The organism is Thaumasiovibrio clandestinus, assembly GCF_047250365.1.
GTDB lineage: Bacteria > Pseudomonadota > Gammaproteobacteria > Enterobacterales > Vibrionaceae > Thaumasiovibrio.
This window is the reverse complement of the sequence record NZ_JBLBVL010000003.1, coordinates 276,082-297,098: the sequence shown is the minus strand read 5'-3', so window position 1 is coordinate 297,098 and position 21,017 is coordinate 276,082. Positions and strand designations below refer to the sequence as shown.

Here is a 21,017-nt window from a genome sequence, read left to right as displayed (position 1 = left end):
ATTCCTGGCCGTTTCTAACGCCATATAACATCAAATGCGCGATGTAATTAAATTGATCAAACGCACACTTTAATCGTGGCATATTTTTTTCAAACAATGGGATTTGCTTTAGTAAATTTGATTTACTAAAGCTATTGTGATCAAAGTGTTAATAACTACTATTGCATTTCTATTATTCGAAGAGTAGTTTGCGAAAAAGAAATGTAATGAGCGGGGCAATAATGGCATTTATGCGCAGCCAAATTTTTGATGCAGGGCAAGACGTTAAGGGTTGGTTCTCTCAATCAATTTAGATTGCTTTTCATGCTAGTGGACAGGTATTCATCCCAGTGTAGTGCTTCTTTCGAGCCCGTCAATTCAACAAGCTGTTTCGCGCTTAATGCAGCATCATCGTATCGGGATAGGCGATAAAGTATGTCAATCTTCTGTAACTGAATACGCTCTACATTAGGATTATCGACATAATTGAGGTGGTAAAGTGCCGCTTCATAATTCTGCTGTTGACGCAGAAGAGAGACTAAATGAGAACGGTAGTGATTATTTAGCGGTACAATCTGTTCAAGTACCGCGATAGCCTCGTTCCACTCTTGTGCCATTTGCCAATAAAAAGCCAAAGTGACGAGTTCCTTTTCCGTGTGTGGGGCAAGAGAGGAAAGCAATCGCGCTGCACGCTCAGGCACTCCCTGCTGAGCGTACAATTGTGCTAGCAAGAGTTGCTCGTCACGATTAACCAAAATTCCATTGTGATAAGCGATGGCTAGCGTCTGCATCGCTAGGTGATGATGATCATGTCGCAAGTGTATTGCTGCAAGCGTTTGCCACCAATTGTATTCACTCGGCTCTATCTCAATCAATGACTGCAGCGTGACAATGGCGGCATCGTCTTGATTGAGCGACAACTCAGCCCCTAGCCTCATTCGGTATAGATCGAAGTGCATCTCTCCTAAATTGGCAACATAATGCTGTAGCGCATCTAGGGTCTCTTGCCATGCAGCTAGTTGATAGTGGCTTTGAGCAATTCGCAACCAAAGTCGCGCATTCTCACTCTTATCGTCATAAGCATCCGTTAAAGACATATAGTGCACAAGCGCTAAGCTAAATTTGCTCTGCGCCATGAAGAGATCAGCCAACATTTGCCGCATAGCCACTTGCTCTTGAGCCGCGAACTGATTGCTATCTAGTGCTATTTGTAACTGGTTAGTAGCCTGTTCTAGTTGACCATCATGCCAGTACAGTATCCCAAGCATCCGATGAATGTATGCTTGATCGAACGTCCGAGCCAATGTCAATGGACTTAACAGAGCAATGGCCTGACTGATCTCACCCTCTCGTTGCAAAGCGTGGGCTCGCTGCACCCGTGTTGCAGCATACTGAGAAAGTTGTTCCGCCGGCGCAGCAGTGCTACACATCAAGAGAGCTGCAGTTAGTAGCCAATTCTTCATTTATCTAAATTAAACTCAATAGATACGGTACGATCAGGTTGCGCAACCGCAACACCGTCGACAATGCGTGGTTGATAGCGCCAACGCCTGAGGGCGCTAATCGCCTCACGATCAAAGACTCTTGCGGGCTCAGCCGCCACCACCTGAATATCTTTTGGCTGACCTTGCTTATCAATAGTAAAAGAGAGTGTCACTTTACCCTCAAGTCGTTGCCGCAATGCCCTTGCCGGATACGCGGGTTCAACTCTATAAAGTGGCATCACCTGTTGCTCTTGGCCTAAAAGACCATACTCAGCAACGCTGGGAACCATCATTGCTACCTCGCCCACTTCGATGGCCAACGCAGTGGGCGAAAGAAGTGGCAATTCCGGCAAGGTTAACGCTGTAAACTCTATAACCGGCTTTAATGACTGGGCTGCAGGAGGCGGTATTGGTTTGTCTGGCAGTAGCCTTTGGCGGCGTTGAACAGTTTGTTCCGGTTCCATCATGACCATATCAAAACTCAATTGCATAGCGTCAGAACGCACGGGGGCTTTAACTGGATTCACCATCCATGCCATAACGGTGAAAAGAGACAGTGCGGCCGCCAACGCCAAGGGCAATGCTGATAGTAAACGCCACACTTACAGCGACTCCGTGGCCAATGCGATCTGCGCAATACCCGCACCCTTTGCTGCATCCATCACAGTCACGACAGTTCCGTTAAATGCGCGTTTATCTGCTTGAATAACTAATGAAGCTTCTGCTTTATCCAACAAGACATGTTCGAGCACTGCTTGCACACGTTCAATATCAACCATACGTTTGTCGATATATATTTCATTGGCAGATGTGATGGCAACAAAAACCGTTGCTTCTTTTTGGCTGGATGCATGGCTTGCTTGAGGACGATTAACTTCGACGCCTGATTCATTGACAAACGAGCTGGTCACAATAAAAAAGATCAGCATGATAAAGACAATATCCAACATAGACGTTAAATCAACGTGTGCGTCTTCTCGCTGCTTTACTGGACGATTTAAACGCATGACTCGCCCCCACGTAGTTGTTTTTCCATTCGACTTTCTCGTCTTTCCACCGCCTTCAACAAACGAGAATGAATGAACATTCCGCTCAATGCCGCGACCATCCCCGCCATCGTCGGCAATGTGGCCATGGAGATACCCGATGCCATTAACGCTGGCTCACTATTGCCCTCTCGCGCCATGACATCAAATACTGAAATCATTCCGGTAACGGTCCCCAGCAACCCTAGCATGGGGCAAAGAGTGACCAACACTTTAATAAGGCCTAACGATTGATTTAAGGCACTGTGAGCGCGGCTAACAATGCCTGCTTTGATCGCATGGGCATACCAACTTTCAAACTCATCACGCTGACGCCATTGGGTTAGCCAATCCTGTTTTAACTTAGGCCAAGTAAAAGACAAAAACAGACAACGCTCTATCGCAAGCAGCCATATTACAATCACCACCAACGCCAGCACCCACAACACGGCACCGCCTTGACTCATGAACATCGATAATCGACCCCACCAGTCTGTCACTAGCGACGTACTTAGGTGTGTTATTTCTATCGCCCTCATGCTGTTTGGGGCCCGTTATTAACGCTGGATTCAGCCTGTTGTGCGACCAAGCTAATTCCCTGCTTCTCCAAAATATTTTTAATCGTATCTACTTTTGTGCTCAGTATATTATGCGAAAACAGTAGCGGCATTGCTGCGATGAGGCCGAGTACTGTTGTCATCAACGCCATCGATATTCCACTGGCCATTATCGTCGGGTCGCCATGGCCAAACTGCGTAATCACTTGAAACGTTTCAATCATGCCTGTTACGGTACCAAGCAGACCTAACATTGGCGCTAGGGCTGCAAATAACTTAATCAGTGATAAGCCTATTTCTAAGCCCTGCTGTTCATCAAGCACTTGTTCCAATAAACGCAGCTCCAGCGCTTCAACTGTTCGCGCTTTTTCAGCGTCAAATACCAATAGAATGCGCCCTAATGCGTTGTCATTTTTTGGCGTTGTTGCTTTCTGTTGATGGCGTATTTTGCGGGCAATCATGGTTAGAGCAATAAATCGGTACACACTGATACCTAAGCCAATAATTAACAGAAAAACGATAATTTTCCCAACAGGCCCAGCATGATCAAAACGCTGTTTTAGTGTAGGTGTGTCTGCCAGTTGGCTAAGAATATCCCCACGAGATGGGTCAATGGCGATAACGTGTGTCACATCCGCTACGGAAAACTGTGCGGCATACGGTGCTTTCTTTGGCTGGCGAGGATAGTATTGACCATAGCTACCCGACCAGTTCAGGTAACCTTCCTGACCAATCAAACCGATAGCCCCAAGACGAACGACAGATTGTTGTGACGTTGTCCCTGCGCTATCAATAATTGGCACAGTAAAGCTCTTCAACTCCCCACTAGCGTTGATATAACGACGCATTACTTGCCACATGTCAGTGAGCTGTTCAATAGTCGGTAGTGTACGTGCTGCACTAATCTCTTTTAGTACTGCCAAATCCGATGCAGCTTCAATAACAGCCACGGAGGATGTTAATTCCGCCTCAAATTCTTTGGCAGCCTGACGCACCACACCAAACAGCTCCCCTAAGCTACCCGTTTCAAGTTGCAAAGACTTTTCCATGTCAGCTAGATTGCGCTCGTTTTCAGTAAATAGTGTACTTAGTTCGGCGATCTCTGCTTCTAGCTGCGCTTTTTCAGCTTGCAGCTGTGTGCGCTGCTGGAAATACGCTTCTTCAGTCAGTTCAAACGACGTAATGCGCTGGTGATTATGCTGGCGTTCATTGTCGTAAGCGACTTGTGTTTTATCTTCGAGGGCGTAGGCTTGACCTATCATAATGAAGAAAATAAAAAAGAAAATTCTCATTGTGTCGCTCCATTGGCAGAGATAGGAAGCACTAACATCGATGGTGTTATCTGCCGCTTTGCTAATGCATACGCCTGTTCAAACTCACTGTGTTGCGATGGCGCAGCAACATGCCAATTTTTATCGTGAGTATCCCAATACCAATAGCGTTGCCCGTCAAAGCTCCTTGCCAATAAAGCAATGCGTCCAAGGTAAAACACTTCCACTTCTCGTTGTTTCGCATCAATGAATAGCGAAGCGCTATAACTACCGAGTCGTGAACCATAGTCCATTTCTATTTGCCACGCTTCCAATATACGACGGTATTTTTCTTCATCAGAGACATCTGCTTGCTGCATCATGGTACGCAGTCCTTCAATACGCTCTAGACGCTGTGTTGTGCGTATTGGGCGATCGACAGCAACAAGCTCAGCTAAACCATCTAACATGGCGTACATTAAAGGCACAATGCCTTGCCGTGTATACTGAATTTGATTGATTTGATGCGCTAAACTACGCCGCTCTTTGCTCTGGTTCTTGGTTAGTTTCTGGAGATGATCGCGGTAGATTTGCAGGTTACTATTCTGTTGCTGCAACTGTTCGATGTCTGCCCGATATTCCATTGTCAGCGCAGCGCTATTTTCAACAGCAGCTTGTGCGGCTACTGCCTCGCTGTAACTATTATCTTCAATTTGACTCGCACGATTTAGCGCTGTTGCCTCAACACGCATAGTACATAGCAACAGCATCAGTGTTGCCATACCTTTATTTATCATCATAATTCTCAAAGGATCCACTTTGGATTTATTACATCGCCACACAGGATGTTAATCTCGACTAGTTCTAAAAAACGTATTGCCTATCTCGCCTTCCTTGGCCTCTACCACTAGCGAGTGCTACTTCCTGATTAGATTACGATACCCATAGCTTTTCAACCCTTTTCTTCTATCTCCACACCTCTATGCACTGTTGGTACAACACAACAACTAGGCGTTAAATGAGCTCTAACACCACTCCCACCGCCTGATTACATGCACTTGACCTTCATTAACACAATAACAAGAGGCACTCTCTGCCGTTATGGCTGCCTCCTATTACATGTCTTTGTGTAAGATAGCCAAGATATGCTCTCGTATCGGGCATTCATTCACTGTTTTATCAATTCTTATTTGGCTAACACTCCATACCGGACTTATTTATTCCCTATCCGACAACTTATATACAAGTTGCATCAATCATCACTAAACTGCCTGTTTTTTCTTTCACCACTCAACATAGATTAAAAAACCTCACCACATATTTAATTAACATGAGCATGATTCAAATTATAATGAGAACATGTTTGTAACGGGTATTTATATATTGAAGAGCCTCGCAATAATGCATTTTTTGCTCATAATATCTCACGCTGCATCATTGAACTTATATCTCGAATGGGCGAAATAAACAAGATAATATACCAGCAAATGCCACAAAATTAAAACATACATAGCATTAAATCCTAGAATACAAATAAAAATACAATTATCATCAGGTTGTCTTTTTACCAATTCAGTCTATATTTTAAACGCTACGTTGCGAGGATAATTATATTTCATATTGCGCTTTAATCTTAAGGAGAGACTGAGTCACTCCTTACTAGATTTCACAATCTTTCCCTTTATAAAATATATTATCCTACATGCGCATTATGACTACATTTAAATTAATTTTAAGATTTAAACTATTTTAGTATCCAATAATCTGTCAATAAGGAAAGTGACATGCTAAAAATAAGGTATATTACTACTTTAATCGCTGCCACACTTGCTGCTAATAGTGCCGCAATGACCATCAACCCAGACCCTGATAATCCTGGAGGCTATCTACTTCTACGCTCAGATATTAACGCCGCAGAACAAACTAAAACAGCCGACCCAATGTATGACATTTGGTCTAAAGCGCTACTCACACAACCTAACAGTGTTGTTGAAGCCATCTTGCCAGGGTTAGCATCAAACCCTGAAAATGTTATCCGTACTGAACGCGTATTTCCACAAACTGAGTGGGACTTCCTCACCAACATGGCTGCACCAGAGTATACTTATACCCGCTTCTTACGCGCTATTGGTAAATTCCCTGCCTTTTGTGGCGAGTATACCGACGGACGTGACTCCGATGCAATTTGTAAGAAGTCGATCATCACAGCCTTTGCTCATTTTGCACAAGAGACTGGCGGACATATTGCTGTCGATAATACATGGGACAACCCGCTAGGACTTGAAGAGTGGCAGCAAGCCTTAGTTCATGTTCGCGAAATGGGGTGGTCTGAAGGGCAGCCAGGATATACCACAGGTTGTGGCCAAAATGACTGGCAAAATAAACGCTGGCCCTGCGCTGACGGCCAAGGTTATTTTGGACGAGGAGCTAAACAGCTCTCTTATCACTTCAACTATGGCGCCTTCTCAGAAGTAATGTTTGATGGCGATGCAACAGTACTATTGAATAATCCGGGATTAGTGGCAGATTCTTGGCTCAATTTGGCTTCTGCTATCTGGTTCTTTTTAACGCCGCAAGCGCCTAAACCAGCCATGTTACATGTTATTGATAGAACATGGACGCCATCCCAGCGTGAAACCGACGCTGGAATTGGTTATGGCTTTGGTACCACAATTAACGTCATTAATGGTGGCATAGAGTGTGGCGAGCACAATAAAGATAAAGGCCAGCCAGTCAATCGTATCCGTTACTGGGAAGGGCTATCCGACTTCTATCAAATCCCAATTGAAGCGGATGAGATAAATACCTGTTGGCAACAGACACCGTTTGGTAGCATCAATCTAGATGGCGCAACAGATGTGCTCTACACCAACTGGGATGGCGATTGGACCTATCATGCAGACCGCCCAGGAGGTGTTTCTTTCGAATGTAAACTTGTCGGTTATCAAACAGCCTACTCTGCCCTCGTGCCTGATGACTATGAGAAGTGTGTGACCAATTTCTATGAATCTCATGCGAACTGGCCAGCGGTACGTGTTGTCGATGAATTACCACCCACTGAGCCTCCAGTAGATCCAGTACCACCAACGGGAGACTTCCCAGCTTGGGACGAGACAAAAGTTTACTTTGGCGGTGATAAGGTGAGTTATCTAGGTAGTAATTACGCAGCGAAGTGGTGGACACAGGGCAATAATCCTGCTGATGGCGGGCCATGGGAACAAATTAGCGAGGCCACTGCACCGCCGGTTGAGGAACCACCCGTAGAAGAGCCGCCAGTTGTCGAACCACCTGCAGATGTGACGCCTCCAACGACCAGCGCAATTATTTGGGTTGCAGGCCAAACTACGGTCAATAACGGTGATATTGTGATACATAATAATACGTGCTTCACAGCTAAAAACAGCCCCGGCATATGGGAAACACCAACACAATCAAACTGGTTTTGGACCGAAACAACATGTCCACAATAATAACGCCTAGTTTCTAGTTATAGAACATGCAATTCAGTACACAAGCAATCGCATGCTTGTGTACTTACCCTTCATATGAACCTACCTACTTATCATTATTCCTTGTCATCCGTAGTAATTGTGCGGCAGCACATAGATGCAACAATTAACCAACAATAGCGGTAGACGAAAACAATACTCTTAGTACATAATTCTGTTACTTTGTAATACATTAACGTTAATCTCAAAATTTGCACGTTTAGCCGCGAGCCGAGCGTTGTTGACTAAGTGACAATGTCATATGTCGACCACGCCATGACACTAGGTCATCAGGGTGAAAAGAGAAATCGACTCACCTCCCGTATTTGGAAAGGTAATGCATGGCACAACAACTAAAAGACCGATTCGATCGGCAGTTTTACTATTTGCGCTTGTCCATAACAGATAGCTGTAATTTTCGCTGTCAGTACTGTTTGCCGAATGGATATCAGAAGACACAACCCCCGAACCGCTTTTTGTCACAACAAGAAATCGCTCACGTCGTGCGCGCCTTTGCTGCATGTGGTACAACAAAAGTGCGTATCACTGGCGGCGAACCATCAATGCGCAGAGATGTCTGCGACATCATTGAAACCATCGCTTCAACCCCAGGAATTAAACACGTTGCCACCACGACAAACGGCTACCGCTTAGCACAGCAAGCCAACGCATGGCGTAGCGCTGGCTTAACGAAATTAAATGTTAGTGTCGATAGCTTAGATCCGCGTCAGTTCCATCAAATAACAGGCGAGAATCGCCTTGATGATGTCATGCGTGGTATTGACGCAGCGCTAAAATGTGGGTTCTCAACGGTTAAAGTGAATACTGTTCTGCTCAAAGATACGACACTACCCCAGCTCCCTCAATTTAAACAATGGGTAAAAGACAACCCTATTCAGCTTCGTTTTATTGAGCTAATGCAAACGGGCGATATGAATGACTATTTTCAACGCTTCCACCAGTCAGGTATAGAGATACGTCACCAACTCATTCTCGACGGCTGGCAGCTAAAACCACGCGATATTACCGATGGGCCTGCCGAGGTCTATCACCATCCTGACTACCTTGGAGAGATTGGACTGATCCTCCCTTATGACAAAGGGTTCTGCCAACAATGTAATCGACTGCGCATTTCAGCCAACGGCAAACTTCATCTGTGTTTATTTGGAGATGACGGGGTCGATCTACGACACTTACTCCAAACACCACAACAACAAACTGAACTACAAGAACTCATTCAGTATAACTTGCACCATAAAGCCGAACATCATTTTTTGCATCAAGGCAGTAGTGGCCACACTCCTCACCTTGCTTCAATCGGCGGATAAAAAGGAAAATAATCATGGGACACGCACCGAAAGAATTTTCACCCGCAAACATTGCTGTCTTAACTGTATCAGACACGCGCAATGAAGAAACTGATACCTCTGGCGCTTATCTCGTTGATGCATTAAAAGATTCAGGGCATCACCTCGCAGAGAAAAAAATCGTCATCGACGACAAATATTTAATCCGCGCGGCAGTATCTACTTGGATTGCTAGTGATGATGTCGACGCCGTGATCATTACCGGTGGCACCGGATTTACCGCGCGTGACACAACACCGGAAGCAATTTCTGTCTTATTTGATAAAGAAATCGAAGGGTTTGGTGAGCTATTTCGTCACATCTCCTATGAAGAGATCGGCACTTCAACCATCCAATCACGCGCGCTAGGCGGGTATGCCAATCAGACCGTTATCTTCGCCCTTCCGGGCTCAACTGGCGCATGCCGCACAGGTTGGGAAGGAATTATCCAATCTCAACTGAATGCAACACATAAGCCGTGTAATTTCATGCCACACTTGAGAAACCGCCTATGTCAGCGCTAACGCATATAAATTCAGCTGGCGAGGCCAACATGGTTGATGTTTCCGCTAAGGCGGAAACCGTCCGCACTGCTCGAGCCGAAGCCTATGTTGACATGTCGGCCGACACGCTCAACACAGTCCTGAATGGTGAACACCATAAAGGCGATGTTTTTGCGACTGCGCGTATTGCTGGTATACAAGCCGCCAAGCAAACCGCCTCTCTCATCCCGTTATGTCACCCCTTGATGCTGACCAAGGTATCGGTAGATTTAACCCCATTACCTGACACACACCAAGTTCACATTCAAACCTTGTGTAAGTTAACAGGAAAAACAGGCGTTGAAATGGAAGCCCTAACCGCAGCGTCTGTTGCTGCGTTAACCATCTATGACATGTGTAAAGCAATACAAAAAGATATTTGTATTAGCAAACTACAGTTAGTAGAAAAAACAGGGGGTAAGTCAGGCGATTTTTACAATGGGAGCCAAGATGATCACGGTTAAATTTTTTGCAGCGACGAAAGAACAACTGGCTACATCACAACTAACATTGGATATTAGCAAAACTAGTGTCGCTGATCTTAAAGCCACATTGGAAGCACGTGGCATGCCATGGCAAAAAGCGCTACAACATACGCTAGTTGCGGTTAACCAAAGTATGGCAACACCAGAAACCATGATACATGCTGGCGATGAAGTTGCCTTCTTTCCCCCTGTGACGGGAGGCTAATGTGGTTATTATTCAGCACGAGGACTTCGATGTTGCCACGCTTTATCACCAACTCGCCAGTTCTCCCAGCGTAGGCGGTGTAGTGAGCTTTGTGGGCAAAGTCAGAGACTTCAATCAAGGCCGAGATGTTACAGGATTACTGTTAGAACACTACCCCGGCATGACAGAAAAGGCACTGAATGAAATTATTTGTGAAGCAAAACAACGCTGGCCTATAGAGCAAGCGATTGTTGTTCATCGCGTTGGGCAGCTAGCACTTAACGATCAAATTGTTTTTGTTGGCGTTTCTAGTCCGCACCGTAAAGCAGCATTTGCCGCCAGCGAGTTCATTATTGATTACCTGAAAACACGTGCCCCTTTCTGGAAAAAAGAGACAACCCAGCAAGGCGAAGACGTCTGGGTAGAAGCTGAAGAGAAAGACAAACACGCAGAAGCCAAATGGAAGAACGCAAACTAAAAGTTTCTTGATCAACCGCAACCGTGGCTCAGTGAACTCTATGGTTAGCAACTACGTATTATTTCTCTTGGCACTGACGTTAATTGCATTGGGATTTTCTCATAAAGCCCAATGCCTCTCACTAAACTGACGACATTAGGCCTTATCATGCTGATTAACCCTCCTCATCTCGCGCTTTTTTACCGTGAACTAGACTGCTGATAAGATCAACCGGGATGGGAAAAACAATGGTCGATGAACGCTCGTTGGCTATTTCTGTCAACGTTTGCATATAGCGTAACTGAATTGCATTGGGGGCTTTATTTAGTACCATCGCCGCTTCACTTAATTTGGCCGAGGCTTCTAACTCACCAATAGCATGAATCACCTTGGCACGACGATTTCGCTCTGCTTCCGCCTGACGCGCCAATGCTCTTACCATGCTTTCATCTAAATCGACATGTTTCACTTCGACATTGGCCACTTTAATGCCCCAGTCATCCGTTTGTTGATCCAATATGCCTTGCAGATCTTTATTGAGCTTCTCCCTTTCCGATAGCAGTTCATCCAACTCGTGCTGGCCCAGAACAGAGCGCAACGTGGTTTGAGACAGCTGACTTGTTGCTTCTAAATAGCTTTCTACATTGTTGATCGCCATTTGCGGATCTAATACACGAAAATAGACCACCGCATTCACTTTTACCGACACATTGTCACGGGTGATCAAATCCTGCGACGGCACATCAAGCACAATAGTACGTAAATCAACTCGGACCATTTGTTGAATAAATGGGATAAGAATCACCAGACCCGGTCCCTTAACCCGATAAAATCGCCCGAGGAAAAATACCACGCCCCGCTCATACTCACGCAGGACCTTAAACATGTTAAACAGTAAAATAATAATTAGCGCTAATACCACCGCCAGTGAATAGAGAATCATGTCTCCCCCTAATCTATCAATGCAAGTTAATCTATGCGTGTTCGATCAAGAATATTGACCACCAATGTTAGGCCTTTTAGCTCTGTAACTATTACCTGTTGCCCTTTTTTTAAAGGTAGTGAAGAAACCGCAGACCAACGCTCTCCACCTAGCAATACCTCTCCCCGTCCATCGGCCAACTCGTCTACGACCACGGTGGTTTTTCCTATCATAACTTCCGCGCCAGTTGTTACGCCTTGACGCCGAACTTTCAACAACAGCGTTAACATGAGAATAATTACCAACACTGAGAACAGGCTAATACCGGCAATTAAAGGTAGGGCGACTTGAAAGCCAGGTATATCACTGTCAAACAGAAAGATAGATCCAAAGACAAACGCGACTATCCCGCCCAGCCCAAAGAGACCAAAACTCGGACTGAATGCTTCCGCTATCATCAGCACAATACCGAGTAGTAGCAGGGCTAATCCAGCATAATTTAGCGGTAGCATTTGCAATGCATACATGGCTAGCAAGAGGCAGATGCCACCTAAAATACCAGGTAAGCCGATGCCAGGATTATAGAACTCTAAAATGATGCCATAGATACCGATCATCATTAATAAATAGGCAATGTTGGGATTGGTCAGCACTGCCAGCAACTCAGCTCGCCAATCTGGCTGACGTTCCACCCAACGTATCTCAGAAAAGCTCAATGTCACTTTATGGTTATCCAGTGTTACAACCCTTCCTTGGCTTTTTTCAACCACCTCATCGAGGCTATTAGCAACAAAGTCGATCACATTTAAATCCGCTGCATCGTGTGAATCAATACTGGCCGCCTCACTCACCGCTGTTTGAGCCCATTCTGCATTGCGTCCGTGCAAACGCGCTAGCCCTGTTATGTAGGCACGCGCATCATTGATTACTTTTTTCTCCATGGCAGTTTTTGCTGGTACGGCTTTAGGGTCATCTGTTGCTGTATCGTTATTGTCATCTTCCGTCGTTTGATCGTCATCCGATGCTGGTGACTTTGGTGTTCCACCAATTAACGAAACCGGTGTCGCTGCGCCAAGGTTGGTGGCCTCTGCCATTGCCGCAATATGGCTGGCCAATAAGATGTAAGTGCCAGCACTCGCCGCCCTCGCTCCAGCAGGTCCAACCCAAGTTGCAATAGGGACAGATGCGTTAGTAATGGCTTGAATCATATCTCGCATAGCGGCATCTAGCCCCCCGGGTGTATCCATCTGCAAAATGACCAAGCTCGCCCCTTCTCGCTGAGCAGACTCGATTTCCGTCACAACAAAGTGGGCTGAAGCTGGCCCTATCGCGCCATCAATCGGAATTATCCAGACATCATCCGCTCGAACTGGCATGACAATCAGCAAAAATAAAATCAGTACGATTAGGTTTTTCATGGTGGCTCCCTATTTACGCCACATTACTATCAAGCATAGTGTCATTAGTGCTGAAGCCACAAGCCATAAAGAGAGTTAGCGCAATCAAGGCGTAACGAAATGAATACAAAGTAAGGCGTACAGCCCAACAAACAATAACCATGATTAAAGCTGGACATGCCCTCAATATCTCGTATCATCCGTAGCAATTAAGATATTCTGTACCTCGTTAGTGCAGCCCAAAAATACTGAGTGATATGATTAGAGAAAATACATTTAGCCCGGCACACCGCTGGTCTAAACCCTTCGTTTCTGAAGTGGCTGAAATCGTCAACTTGCTGAAAGACAAAGGCTATGAAGCGAAGCTACTGGCTAGCCTGACAGGAATGCAAGAGAAGAAGCTGGTTGATTGGACTGCACGCTATAAAAGAGACCCTGATACCATATCGACAATCCCGTACCCAGTTTGGTGTTTTCTTGCCGCGCTTATTGGTCGACCAAACATCCAACATATTGAGTCATTGCAGCCAATTGATGCCAGAAAAGTCATGCGAGCATTTAAGCCCACAGCGTTTAAGCCATACTGCGACTTTGTCATGCCTGAGCCTAAAGAGTTTAAGCGTATTATATCTGACAACGCCTTTACTGGCCTGACAGTAGAAAATGTTGCGAAGGGCTTTCTTTGGAAACCAGAGCAGTTCGAACGCAGCCTTAATAACGCTAAATTACCTTACCTGAACTGGTGTTTAATTCTAATGGTGTGTGGTTTCAATATACAAAAAATGGTTTTGAACCAGCATGATGGTGAAATAGGCCTAAAGGTAGAATAACCCCAATACCTGTGTAGCCCTCGGTTACACAGGTATCACCCTGCAAGCTCACTCTCGCCGTTTATTGCCTTAATACCTGGTTTAAATGCTCCTTTCATTTATTCGTTAAACAAAAGTGGATACCGCCACTAATTTCATGCTACATTTTGTACTAGTTGAAAATGACAGCCGTGATGCAATATATACGTTATGCCTCTTCCCAACTGAAATACTCTATTTAATCTGCATTATTGCACAATGCCTCGCATTATAGATTAGAAATAACTGTAATTTCAGTAGAAATGCTCAGGTGAGTTTTTATTGTATTTAATTATTATCACCTTCATTTTTTAACTATATTGGCTTTATATCCTTAAATGGAAATAAGTTTATTATAGGAAATATATTTTCAGGATGAATTATGATACCAACAGTAAAACCCAACAACCCTAACTTTTCTTCAGGTCCGTGTTCTAAACGCCCGGGTTATGCATTAAGTGCAATTGATACCAGTACTCTCGGACGATCTCACCGTGCGGCCGTTGGCAAGGGTGCATTACAAAGAGCCATAGAAGAAACAAAAGCATTACTTGGTATTCCAGCGGATTATCGCGTCGGTATTGTGCCCGCATCCGATACGGGTGCAATGGAGATGGCGCTATGGAATCTATTAGGTCCACGCCCTGTTGATGTCTGCGCTTGGGAATCTTTTGGTAATGAGTGGCTAACCGATATTGTTCAGCAACTAAAACTGGAGCAAGTGAATACCTTTAGCGCTGACTATGGACAGTTACCTGCTCTCGATAAAACCCATGCTGATCATGATATCGTTTTCACTTGGAATGGCACCACATCGGGGGTTAAAGTCCCTGACGCCAACTGGATACGCGACGATCGCCAAGGGCTTACCATTTGTGATGCTACCTCTGCCGTATTTGCGATGCCAATGGATTGGGACAAACTCGATGTAACAACCTTCAGCTGGCAAAAAGTACTCGGCGGCGAGGGTGGCCACGGTATGATTATTCTTAGTCCGCGTGCAGTAGAACGACTAGAAAGCTATACCCCCGCTTGGCCGCTGCCCAAAATATTCCGCCTAACCAAAAAAGGCAAACTTATCGAAGGGATCTTCCAAGGTGCAACAATTAACACGCCTTCTATGTTATGCGTTGCCGATTATCAAGATGCGTTAGACTGGGTAAAAAGTATCGGCGGCGTGAGTGCAGCCATCGCTAAATCTGAAGCTAACCTTAGCGTGTTAAGCGCTTTTGTCGAGCGCACACCTTGGATTGATTTTCTCGCGGAAACCCCCTGCACCCGCTCTAATACCAGTGTCTGTTTTTGTTTAAAACTCGATGCAGACCAAACCAAAGCCTTCATCAAGTTACTCGCGGGGCAACACGTTGCCTATGACATCGGAGCCTATCGTGATGCACCTGCTGGATTGCGAATTTGGTGTGGCAGCACCGTTGAACAATCAGACATTGAAGCACTGCTTCCGTGGCTGGAATGGGCATATCAGGAAGTAGCCCTTTAGCAACAAGCGATAACGCAAGGCGATTCTCCTTGCGTTTTTTTACTTACGTGTAACAGGGACGTCCAATGTACAATATTCAAACCTACAACCACATCTCTCCACTTGGTATCAATAAACTAAAAGCGAATAAATTTGATATTGGAGAAACCATTTCCGCCCCTCATGCAGTCTTATTACGCAGTCATAAATTAGCAGAACAGGCATGTCCATCCTCATTGCTTGCTGTCGCTCGCGCCGGAGCCGGCACAAACAATGTGCCTGTTGAGTACTGCACACAACAAGGCATTGTGGTCTTTAATACACCCGGCGCTAATGCGAATGCTGTAAAAGAGTTAGTGATAACTGCCCTCTTATTAGGTTGCCGTGGTATCGCGGAAGGCATGCAGTACATCAACACACTAGATAGCAATCTAGATAACGCGATATTTAACCAACACGTCGAAGCGAAGAAAAAGCATTTTAAGGGTTGCGAGTTAACAGGCAAAACCCTTGGTGTGATTGGACTAGGCGCCATTGGGGCTAGCGTAGCCTCTTGTGGTATCGACTTGGGTATGAACGTATTGGGGTTTGACCCATCAATCTCTATTGATGCCGCTTGGCGTCTGCCAAGTACCGTAAAACGTATGGATACGCTGGAAGGGTTATTAAGCCAATCAGACTTCATTTCGCTTCATATTCCGGCAACACCAGCAACAATCGGGTTACTCAATACCCAAACACTAAGTTGTATTAAACCTGGCACTGTGCTGGTCAATTTTGCTCGAGGCGAAATAGTGGAAAGCCAAGCACTACTAGGAGCGATCGAACAAGGGAAACTGGCGAAATACATCAGTGATTTCCCTTTACCAGAGCTGCTTAACCACCCTAACATATTACTCATGCCTCATTTGGGTGCGAGTACACAAGAAGCCGAAGACAACTGTGCGGTTATGGCCGCTGAGCAGCTCAGTGAATTTTTGCTCAATGGCAATATTAAAAACTCAGTTAACTTCCCACATACCGAACTGTCTCTCAGTACCGGACATAGAATTACCTTCTGTAACCAGAATATCCCCGGCGTATTAGGGGATGTGCTGTCTATTCTCGCGGAAAGGAAGATAAATGTCGCAGATATGATCAACAAAAGTAGAGACAATATTGCCTACAATATCTTGGATATTGAAGAAGCGGCATCAACAGAAGTGATTGATTGTATTGAATCTTTAGACGCTGTCATTAAGGTTCGTTACTTGCGTACCGCTTCACAATAGGCACTATCATCCGGTTTAATCGGCAATTGGAAGCGCCCAATTGCCGATCTTAGTGGGGAACGTTTCCGTGAAATTGTTACTCAAAAGGTCAACGATTAAGTTGGCAAGAAGCATGGCACTGACGACATAGCTCCTGTAAATAAATATGCCTCGCATGGCTAGATCTATCTGAAGCCATTTCTCTATTCCACTGCTTAAGGGCATTCGGAAGCGGTAATTTATCAATAACATCTGTTGCTAATGCAGAACCGATGCTTGCTTGTCGCAGCTCTAGTGAGTTAACCAATAGTTTGGCTTCGACCGATTCTGGATAACGCAATAAATACTGCCGACAAAGCGCTAATGCCGCTATAGGCTGGCTTTCAAATAGCTGATGAGCACGATGTAATTGACGACAACCAAGATGGTAGTCCTCACTATTAAGGTCTTGAGTCTTATCTATTGCTATCGCAGCACCACTATCACGCGCATCTAATATTTGACGAATGTTACAAACTAACCAACGCTCACCCGTCGCAATGCTAACAGCTAGGGCTTTTCGCAAGAGCCTGTCATCGAGTACATGCATACGCGAAAAATATGGGCTTAAGCCGATCATTAGCCTGACATGCGCCTCATGATATTGCTGATAAGGTAGCACCCCATGTGCAATCGATATCAAGTTTGTCGACTTTAACAACACTCCATCCGATTTAGATAGCAGGAAACACGCGCGATCCTCAATGATGCGGAGGTGATTTAACACATGCCGCCTCGATACCTTGGCAGGCAGAGTAACGAACAGTGCCATTAGTGCATCCATATAGCTGCAATAGATCGGATACCAATCGCTAGAGGTGGTAGGCAAATGCTTGGCTAATGCCTTTCCAGAACAAAGCACACGCTCGATATCGTGCGCATCAGACGCTAACTGGCTTAATTTAACCAACCGATCACAACTGGCTGGAAATAGCGCAATGGCTTTTTCGCTATAAAGCATCGCCTGCGTTAAATTCTGCTGCTGTTCATAGAAGCTTACCAAGGTGTCGTAAGCGAAAATATAGCGTGGTTTGCAACTAATAAGGTTCACCAAAATACGTATCGCTACGTCTGGTTCCTTTATATGCCAATAATATCGGGCTTTAGACAACTCGCGGCGCTGATGTAAGTGGTGAGATTCATGCATCATGAACCAGTCGCTTAGCTGGCTCCATAGCTGATGGCGCTCTAGCATATCGAGCAGTTCACATTCATAGCGATAATTCGATGGATAGCGTAGGCACAGTTGCGTTAATTCCACCACCGCAGCTCGTATATCACCTATCTCCTCATGCACTCGGATTGGTGACAAAGCAGCTATCGCTTGCCTTATTTCCGTCATTTTTACCACTAAACCACGAATATTCACCGGTTTTGTCACAAACGCATCAAAATGCGATGACAAGGCGTTTACTGCGATATCGGAGCTGCTATCCGTTGACATCAGCACAACACCACTCGTGCTATCAATAAGGCGTTTGCTACGCAGTTCAGCTACCACAACACTACCTTTCATCCCACTATCAAGGTGAAAGTCTATTAAGAGAAAATCGAAATGTTGCCCACGACAAAAACGCACCGCATCATTTAATGTTGATGCAATAGAAACGGCACCAAAACCGACTCGATTCAACTCGCTTTTTAATAACGTAGAAGAAACTCGGTTATCATCAATAATCAAAACAACCATCTTTGACCAGTTAATGGAGGACTTTTTGTCAACACTCCTTTTCATCATCATTACTCACCGCTATGCAACACCTTAAATATAGTGAGTGGTTCCTGAGTTAGCAAATTATCAAACAAGTCATATCTTTATCTAATCTTAGTTACTGGCTCTATGCATCAATCGACCAAAAGTTATCAACACCATTCTCATTTTTGAGCTACATTAACCTATATGCAACTGACGTAGTATCACGTAATGAATATGAACAAAATTAGGAAAGGAAAATGATAGACATTGACGAACTCAGCGAACTCACTGGTGGTGACGATGACATCCTGCAGCAAGTCATCATGATGTATCTCGAAGAACATGGAAATGATCAAAACTTGATTGCTCAATACGTAGCAGAAGGAAACCACCAAGCACTTCATCACACCATACATACGTTAAAAGGGGCACTGCGCACGATGTGCGAAAAAGATGTCGTGAAAAGTCTAGATGATATAGAAAGTATGGCGAGAGATGGACGCCTGCCAAATGCAGACCTCCTCACCCCTGTTAATGCAGAGCTGGCTAATATTCATCAACAACTTAACAGTCTAAGCACTTCAAACTAACGGCATAGAAGCTAGCATAATTATATCGTAGATTAGGGTTGGCATTCGCGCTCATGATAGTTACAAAGGGTCCGGTAGTCGCCTGACTTGCCAGAAGGTCGACTGCCAATATGGATTCGATAATGTTGATTGCATGACACCTCGGCTGGTTGATGCATGAATAAATATATCCGAATCAAGCAATACGCCAACATGGCGAACGTTTCGTCCTGTTTTGAAAAAGACCAAGTCTCCTGCTTGTCGCTTTGCGTAACTGACTTTTTCTCCGAGTTTAACTTGTTGCTTCGTCGTGCGAGGCAATTCTATCGGGAATGCCAATTCACGGTGGAATTGCTGCATAAATGCAGAACAATCAATCCCTCTTTGACTCGTTCCTCCAAGTTGATAAGGAACACCTTGCCACTGTTCATAAACAGCTAAATAATCCTCGCGGTTAAAACGATTATCTAAATCAGGAGTATGGCTACAACCCACCAAGCCAAGGAGTACGACCATAAAAACAAACTTCAACAAACCCACCCCACCCTTACTTCCTGGAATCCAGCCCAAATCTCGCCAACCCTCAAGGATGACGACCATTACATGATGAGATTAGCAGAATATACTCGGCTGCCCAGCAAATGCCACTTAATGTATTAACACGCTCCCAAAACAAAAAACCGGCGTAATGCCGGCTTAATATTTTGATAAAACAGATAAAAGAGGCTGAATTAAAGGAGTACGATGCCCTTTTCCTCGCATGCCGCTATCATTTCATCTTGCCAAATTGATGCTTGAACCTCACCAATATGTGCTTTATGTAAAAAGAACATACATATACGTGACTGACCTATCCCGCCGCCAATACTGTAAGGTAAATCTTGGCTTAAAACACCACGGTGGAACGGTAAATTGGCACGATCTTCACAACCAGCAATGCTTAATTGCTGGGTTAACGCCGCTTCATCAACCCTTACGCCCATCGAAGACAATTCAAAAGCGCACTCTAATACTGGATTCCAAAACAAGATATCACCATTTAGTGACCAATCATCATAATCAGGAGCGCGACCATCATGAATATCACCATTGGAAAGCTTGCCACCAATCTGCATTAGAAATACCGCTTTGTGCTCTTTACAAATCGCATTTTCGCGCTCTTTCGGTGTTGCATCGGGGTACCGCTGCAATAGCTCTTCCGTTGTAATATACGTGATCTCTTCAGGTAACCACTTATCGAGTACTGGATACTCTTGATTGATATATTTTTCTGTCTTTAGAAACGCGTTATAAATTTTGCCCACCGTCTGTTTCAGGTATTCAGGCGTACGCATACTTTTTGCAATCGATTTTTCCCAATCCCACTGATCCACATAAATCGAGTGTAGATTATCTAACTCTTCATCACGGCGAATAGCGTTCATATCAGTGTACAAACCCTCATCCTGTTCAAAGCCGTAACGCGCTAACGCCATACGCTTCCATTTCGCAAGAGAGTGGACCACTTCAACACAAGCATTATCATCGTCAGCCAAGTCAAATGAGACAGGACGCTCAGTTCCATTCAGGTTGTCATTTAACCCCGTTTCTGGTTTAACAAACAGTGGCGCTGACACACGCGTTAAATACAACTCATAAGCAAGCGCAGACTCAAAATAGTCCTTCAACTTTTTAATCGCAACTTCAGTATCACGTAAAGAGAGCGGAGATGAATAATTGGTGGGAAAAGTTATTTTCATTAGATTGTATCCTTACATTCTCACGGCAACATTCCCGTTACCATGGCTTATCATTTTGAGTTCAAATACATTAAACAAGCAAAACAGTATACATGCATACCAATTACATACAATAACGTATGCGCCTATTTCCACGCATTTCGACGCGATGCAGAGAGTATCGGTTGCCAAGTGAAAACAGGTTAAACCTAAAGCTAAACGATGCAATCTACCCAAATCGCAGTACTTCGTCATTTCATCGTGCCGTAGAAATCATGTGCATTCATTTGGCATGCCTGATAAA

21 protein-coding genes and 1 riboswitch are annotated in these 21,017 nt (G+C 44.8%); of the genes, 10 read left to right on the top strand and 11 right to left on the bottom strand.

Annotated features, from left to right (window positions below; translation table 11 throughout):
* Positions 1 to 284: 284 nt before the first annotated feature.
* Genes ACKLNH_RS06955 through ACKLNH_RS06930 form a run of 6 tightly spaced genes read right to left on the bottom strand, consistent with a single transcriptional unit; the run spans position 285 to position 5,095 of the window.
* A complete protein-coding gene (locus tag ACKLNH_RS06955) occupies positions 285 to 1,442 on the bottom strand; it encodes a tetratricopeptide repeat protein (protein WP_413111527.1) in 1,158 nt (385 codons plus the stop codon).
* Positions 1,439 to 2,065, bottom strand: a complete 627-nt coding sequence (locus tag ACKLNH_RS06950) for an energy transducer TonB (RefSeq protein ID WP_413111526.1) — start codon at positions 2,063 to 2,065, stop codon at positions 1,439 to 1,441. The genes ACKLNH_RS06955 and ACKLNH_RS06950 overlap by 4 nt, the downstream gene beginning before the upstream one ends.
* Positions 2,066 to 2,470, bottom strand: coding sequence for an ExbD/TolR family protein (locus ACKLNH_RS06945; RefSeq protein WP_413111525.1), 405 nt, complete (start codon positions 2,468 to 2,470; stop codon positions 2,066 to 2,068). It lies immediately after the preceding gene.
* Complete coding sequence (locus ACKLNH_RS06940; protein WP_413111524.1) at positions 2,461 to 3,027, bottom strand: MotA/TolQ/ExbB proton channel family protein; 567 nt, start codon at positions 3,025 to 3,027, stop codon at positions 2,461 to 2,463. Before ACKLNH_RS06940 ends, ACKLNH_RS06945 begins: the two co-directional genes overlap by 10 nt.
* The gene (locus tag ACKLNH_RS06935) at positions 3,024 to 4,337 is read right to left on the bottom strand and encodes a MotA/TolQ/ExbB proton channel family protein (protein ID WP_413111523.1); all 1,314 of its coding nucleotides are present in this window, start codon (positions 4,335 to 4,337) and stop codon (positions 3,024 to 3,026) included. The genes ACKLNH_RS06940 and ACKLNH_RS06935 overlap by 4 nt, the downstream gene beginning before the upstream one ends.
* A complete protein-coding gene (locus ACKLNH_RS06930) occupies positions 4,334 to 5,095 on the bottom strand; it encodes a DUF3450 domain-containing protein (RefSeq protein ID WP_413111522.1) in 762 nt (253 codons plus the stop codon). The genes ACKLNH_RS06935 and ACKLNH_RS06930 overlap by 4 nt, the downstream gene beginning before the upstream one ends.
* A 984-nt stretch (positions 5,096 to 6,079) precedes the next feature.
* Between ACKLNH_RS06930 and ACKLNH_RS06925 the strand changes: the two genes are divergently transcribed.
* The 6 genes from ACKLNH_RS06925 to moaE all read left to right on the top strand — a co-directional run bounded on the left by ACKLNH_RS06925 (position 6,080) and on the right by moaE (position 10,818).
* The gene (locus ACKLNH_RS06925; protein ID WP_413111521.1) at positions 6,080 to 7,765 is read left to right on the top strand and encodes a chitinase; all 1,686 of its coding nucleotides are present in this window, start codon (positions 6,080 to 6,082) and stop codon (positions 7,763 to 7,765) included.
* A 238-nt stretch (positions 7,766 to 8,003) separates the two neighbouring features.
* Positions 8,004 to 8,136: riboswitch (molybdenum cofactor riboswitch) on the top strand.
* Positions 8,125 to 9,111, top strand: coding sequence for a GTP 3',8-cyclase MoaA (gene moaA / locus ACKLNH_RS06920; RefSeq protein ID WP_413111520.1), 987 nt, complete (start codon positions 8,125 to 8,127; stop codon positions 9,109 to 9,111). Its footprint overlaps the riboswitch before it by 12 nt.
* Positions 9,112 to 9,125: 14 nt before the next feature.
* Positions 9,126 to 9,653, top strand: a complete 528-nt coding sequence (gene moaB, locus ACKLNH_RS06915) for a molybdenum cofactor biosynthesis protein B (protein WP_413111519.1) — start codon at positions 9,126 to 9,128, stop codon at positions 9,651 to 9,653.
* Positions 9,641 to 10,135, top strand: coding sequence for a cyclic pyranopterin monophosphate synthase MoaC (moaC, locus tag ACKLNH_RS06910; protein ID WP_413111518.1), 495 nt, complete (start codon positions 9,641 to 9,643; stop codon positions 10,133 to 10,135). The genes moaB and moaC overlap by 13 nt, the downstream gene beginning before the upstream one ends.
* Positions 10,122 to 10,361, top strand: a complete 240-nt coding sequence (moaD, locus tag ACKLNH_RS06905) for a molybdopterin converting factor subunit 1 (protein WP_413111517.1) — start codon at positions 10,122 to 10,124, stop codon at positions 10,359 to 10,361. Before moaC ends, moaD begins: the two co-directional genes overlap by 14 nt.
* A gap of 1 nt (position 10,362) precedes the next feature.
* Complete coding sequence (gene moaE, locus ACKLNH_RS06900) at positions 10,363 to 10,818, top strand: molybdopterin synthase catalytic subunit MoaE (RefSeq protein WP_413111516.1); 456 nt, start codon at positions 10,363 to 10,365, stop codon at positions 10,816 to 10,818.
* 154 nt (positions 10,819 to 10,972) lie between these two features.
* On the opposite strand, the gene ACKLNH_RS06895 is transcribed toward moaE, so the two are convergent.
* Both ACKLNH_RS06895 and ACKLNH_RS06890 read right to left on the bottom strand, forming a co-directional pair.
* Positions 10,973 to 11,740 carry a slipin family protein gene (locus tag ACKLNH_RS06895; RefSeq protein ID WP_413111515.1) on the bottom strand — a complete coding sequence of 256 codons (768 nt, stop codon included), beginning with the start codon at positions 11,738 to 11,740 and terminating at the stop codon, positions 10,973 to 10,975.
* A gap of 26 nt (positions 11,741 to 11,766) precedes the next feature.
* Entirely contained in the window at positions 11,767 to 13,137 is a 1,371-nt protein-coding gene (locus ACKLNH_RS06890) for an NfeD family protein (RefSeq protein ID WP_413111514.1), read from the bottom strand.
* Between the two features lie 236 nt (positions 13,138 to 13,373).
* Here ACKLNH_RS06890 and ACKLNH_RS06885 point away from each other — a divergent pair, with 236 nt between their 5' ends.
* The 3 genes from ACKLNH_RS06885 to ACKLNH_RS06875 all read left to right on the top strand — a co-directional run bounded on the left by ACKLNH_RS06885 (position 13,374) and on the right by ACKLNH_RS06875 (position 16,712).
* On the top strand, positions 13,374 to 13,946 hold the full coding sequence (locus tag ACKLNH_RS06885; protein WP_413111513.1) for a hypothetical protein: 573 nt from the start codon (positions 13,374 to 13,376) through the stop codon (positions 13,944 to 13,946).
* A gap of 400 nt (positions 13,947 to 14,346) precedes the next feature.
* Entirely contained in the window at positions 14,347 to 15,462 is a 1,116-nt protein-coding gene (locus ACKLNH_RS06880; protein WP_413111512.1) for a phosphoserine transaminase, read from the top strand.
* Between the two features lie 65 nt (positions 15,463 to 15,527).
* Positions 15,528 to 16,712 (top strand): phosphoglycerate dehydrogenase, encoded by a 1,185-nt coding sequence (locus ACKLNH_RS06875; protein ID WP_413111511.1) that lies wholly within the window; start codon positions 15,528 to 15,530, stop codon positions 16,710 to 16,712.
* Between the two features lie 88 nt (positions 16,713 to 16,800).
* Here the strand turns inward: ACKLNH_RS06875 and ACKLNH_RS06870 are convergent, their stop codons facing one another.
* Positions 16,801 to 18,471: a response regulator gene (locus tag ACKLNH_RS06870; protein WP_413111510.1), complete on the bottom strand. Its 1,671-nt coding sequence runs from the start codon at positions 18,469 to 18,471 to the stop codon at positions 16,801 to 16,803.
* Positions 18,472 to 18,683: 212 nt separating this feature from the next.
* Here ACKLNH_RS06870 and ACKLNH_RS06865 point away from each other — a divergent pair, with 212 nt between their 5' ends.
* Complete coding sequence (locus ACKLNH_RS06865) at positions 18,684 to 19,016, top strand: Hpt domain-containing protein (protein ID WP_413111509.1); 333 nt, start codon at positions 18,684 to 18,686, stop codon at positions 19,014 to 19,016.
* Positions 19,017 to 19,076: 60 nt separating this feature from the next.
* Here ACKLNH_RS06865 and ACKLNH_RS06860 read toward each other — a convergent pair whose 3' ends face one another.
* Together ACKLNH_RS06860 and asnA are read right to left on the bottom strand one after the other, a co-directional pair.
* Positions 19,077 to 19,511 (bottom strand): C40 family peptidase, encoded by a 435-nt coding sequence (locus ACKLNH_RS06860; protein ID WP_413111667.1) that lies wholly within the window; start codon positions 19,509 to 19,511, stop codon positions 19,077 to 19,079.
* A gap of 215 nt (positions 19,512 to 19,726) precedes the next feature.
* The gene (gene asnA / locus ACKLNH_RS06855; protein ID WP_413111508.1) at positions 19,727 to 20,734 is read right to left on the bottom strand and encodes an aspartate--ammonia ligase; all 1,008 of its coding nucleotides are present in this window, start codon (positions 20,732 to 20,734) and stop codon (positions 19,727 to 19,729) included.
* Between the last annotated feature and the right edge of the window lie 283 nt (positions 20,735 to 21,017).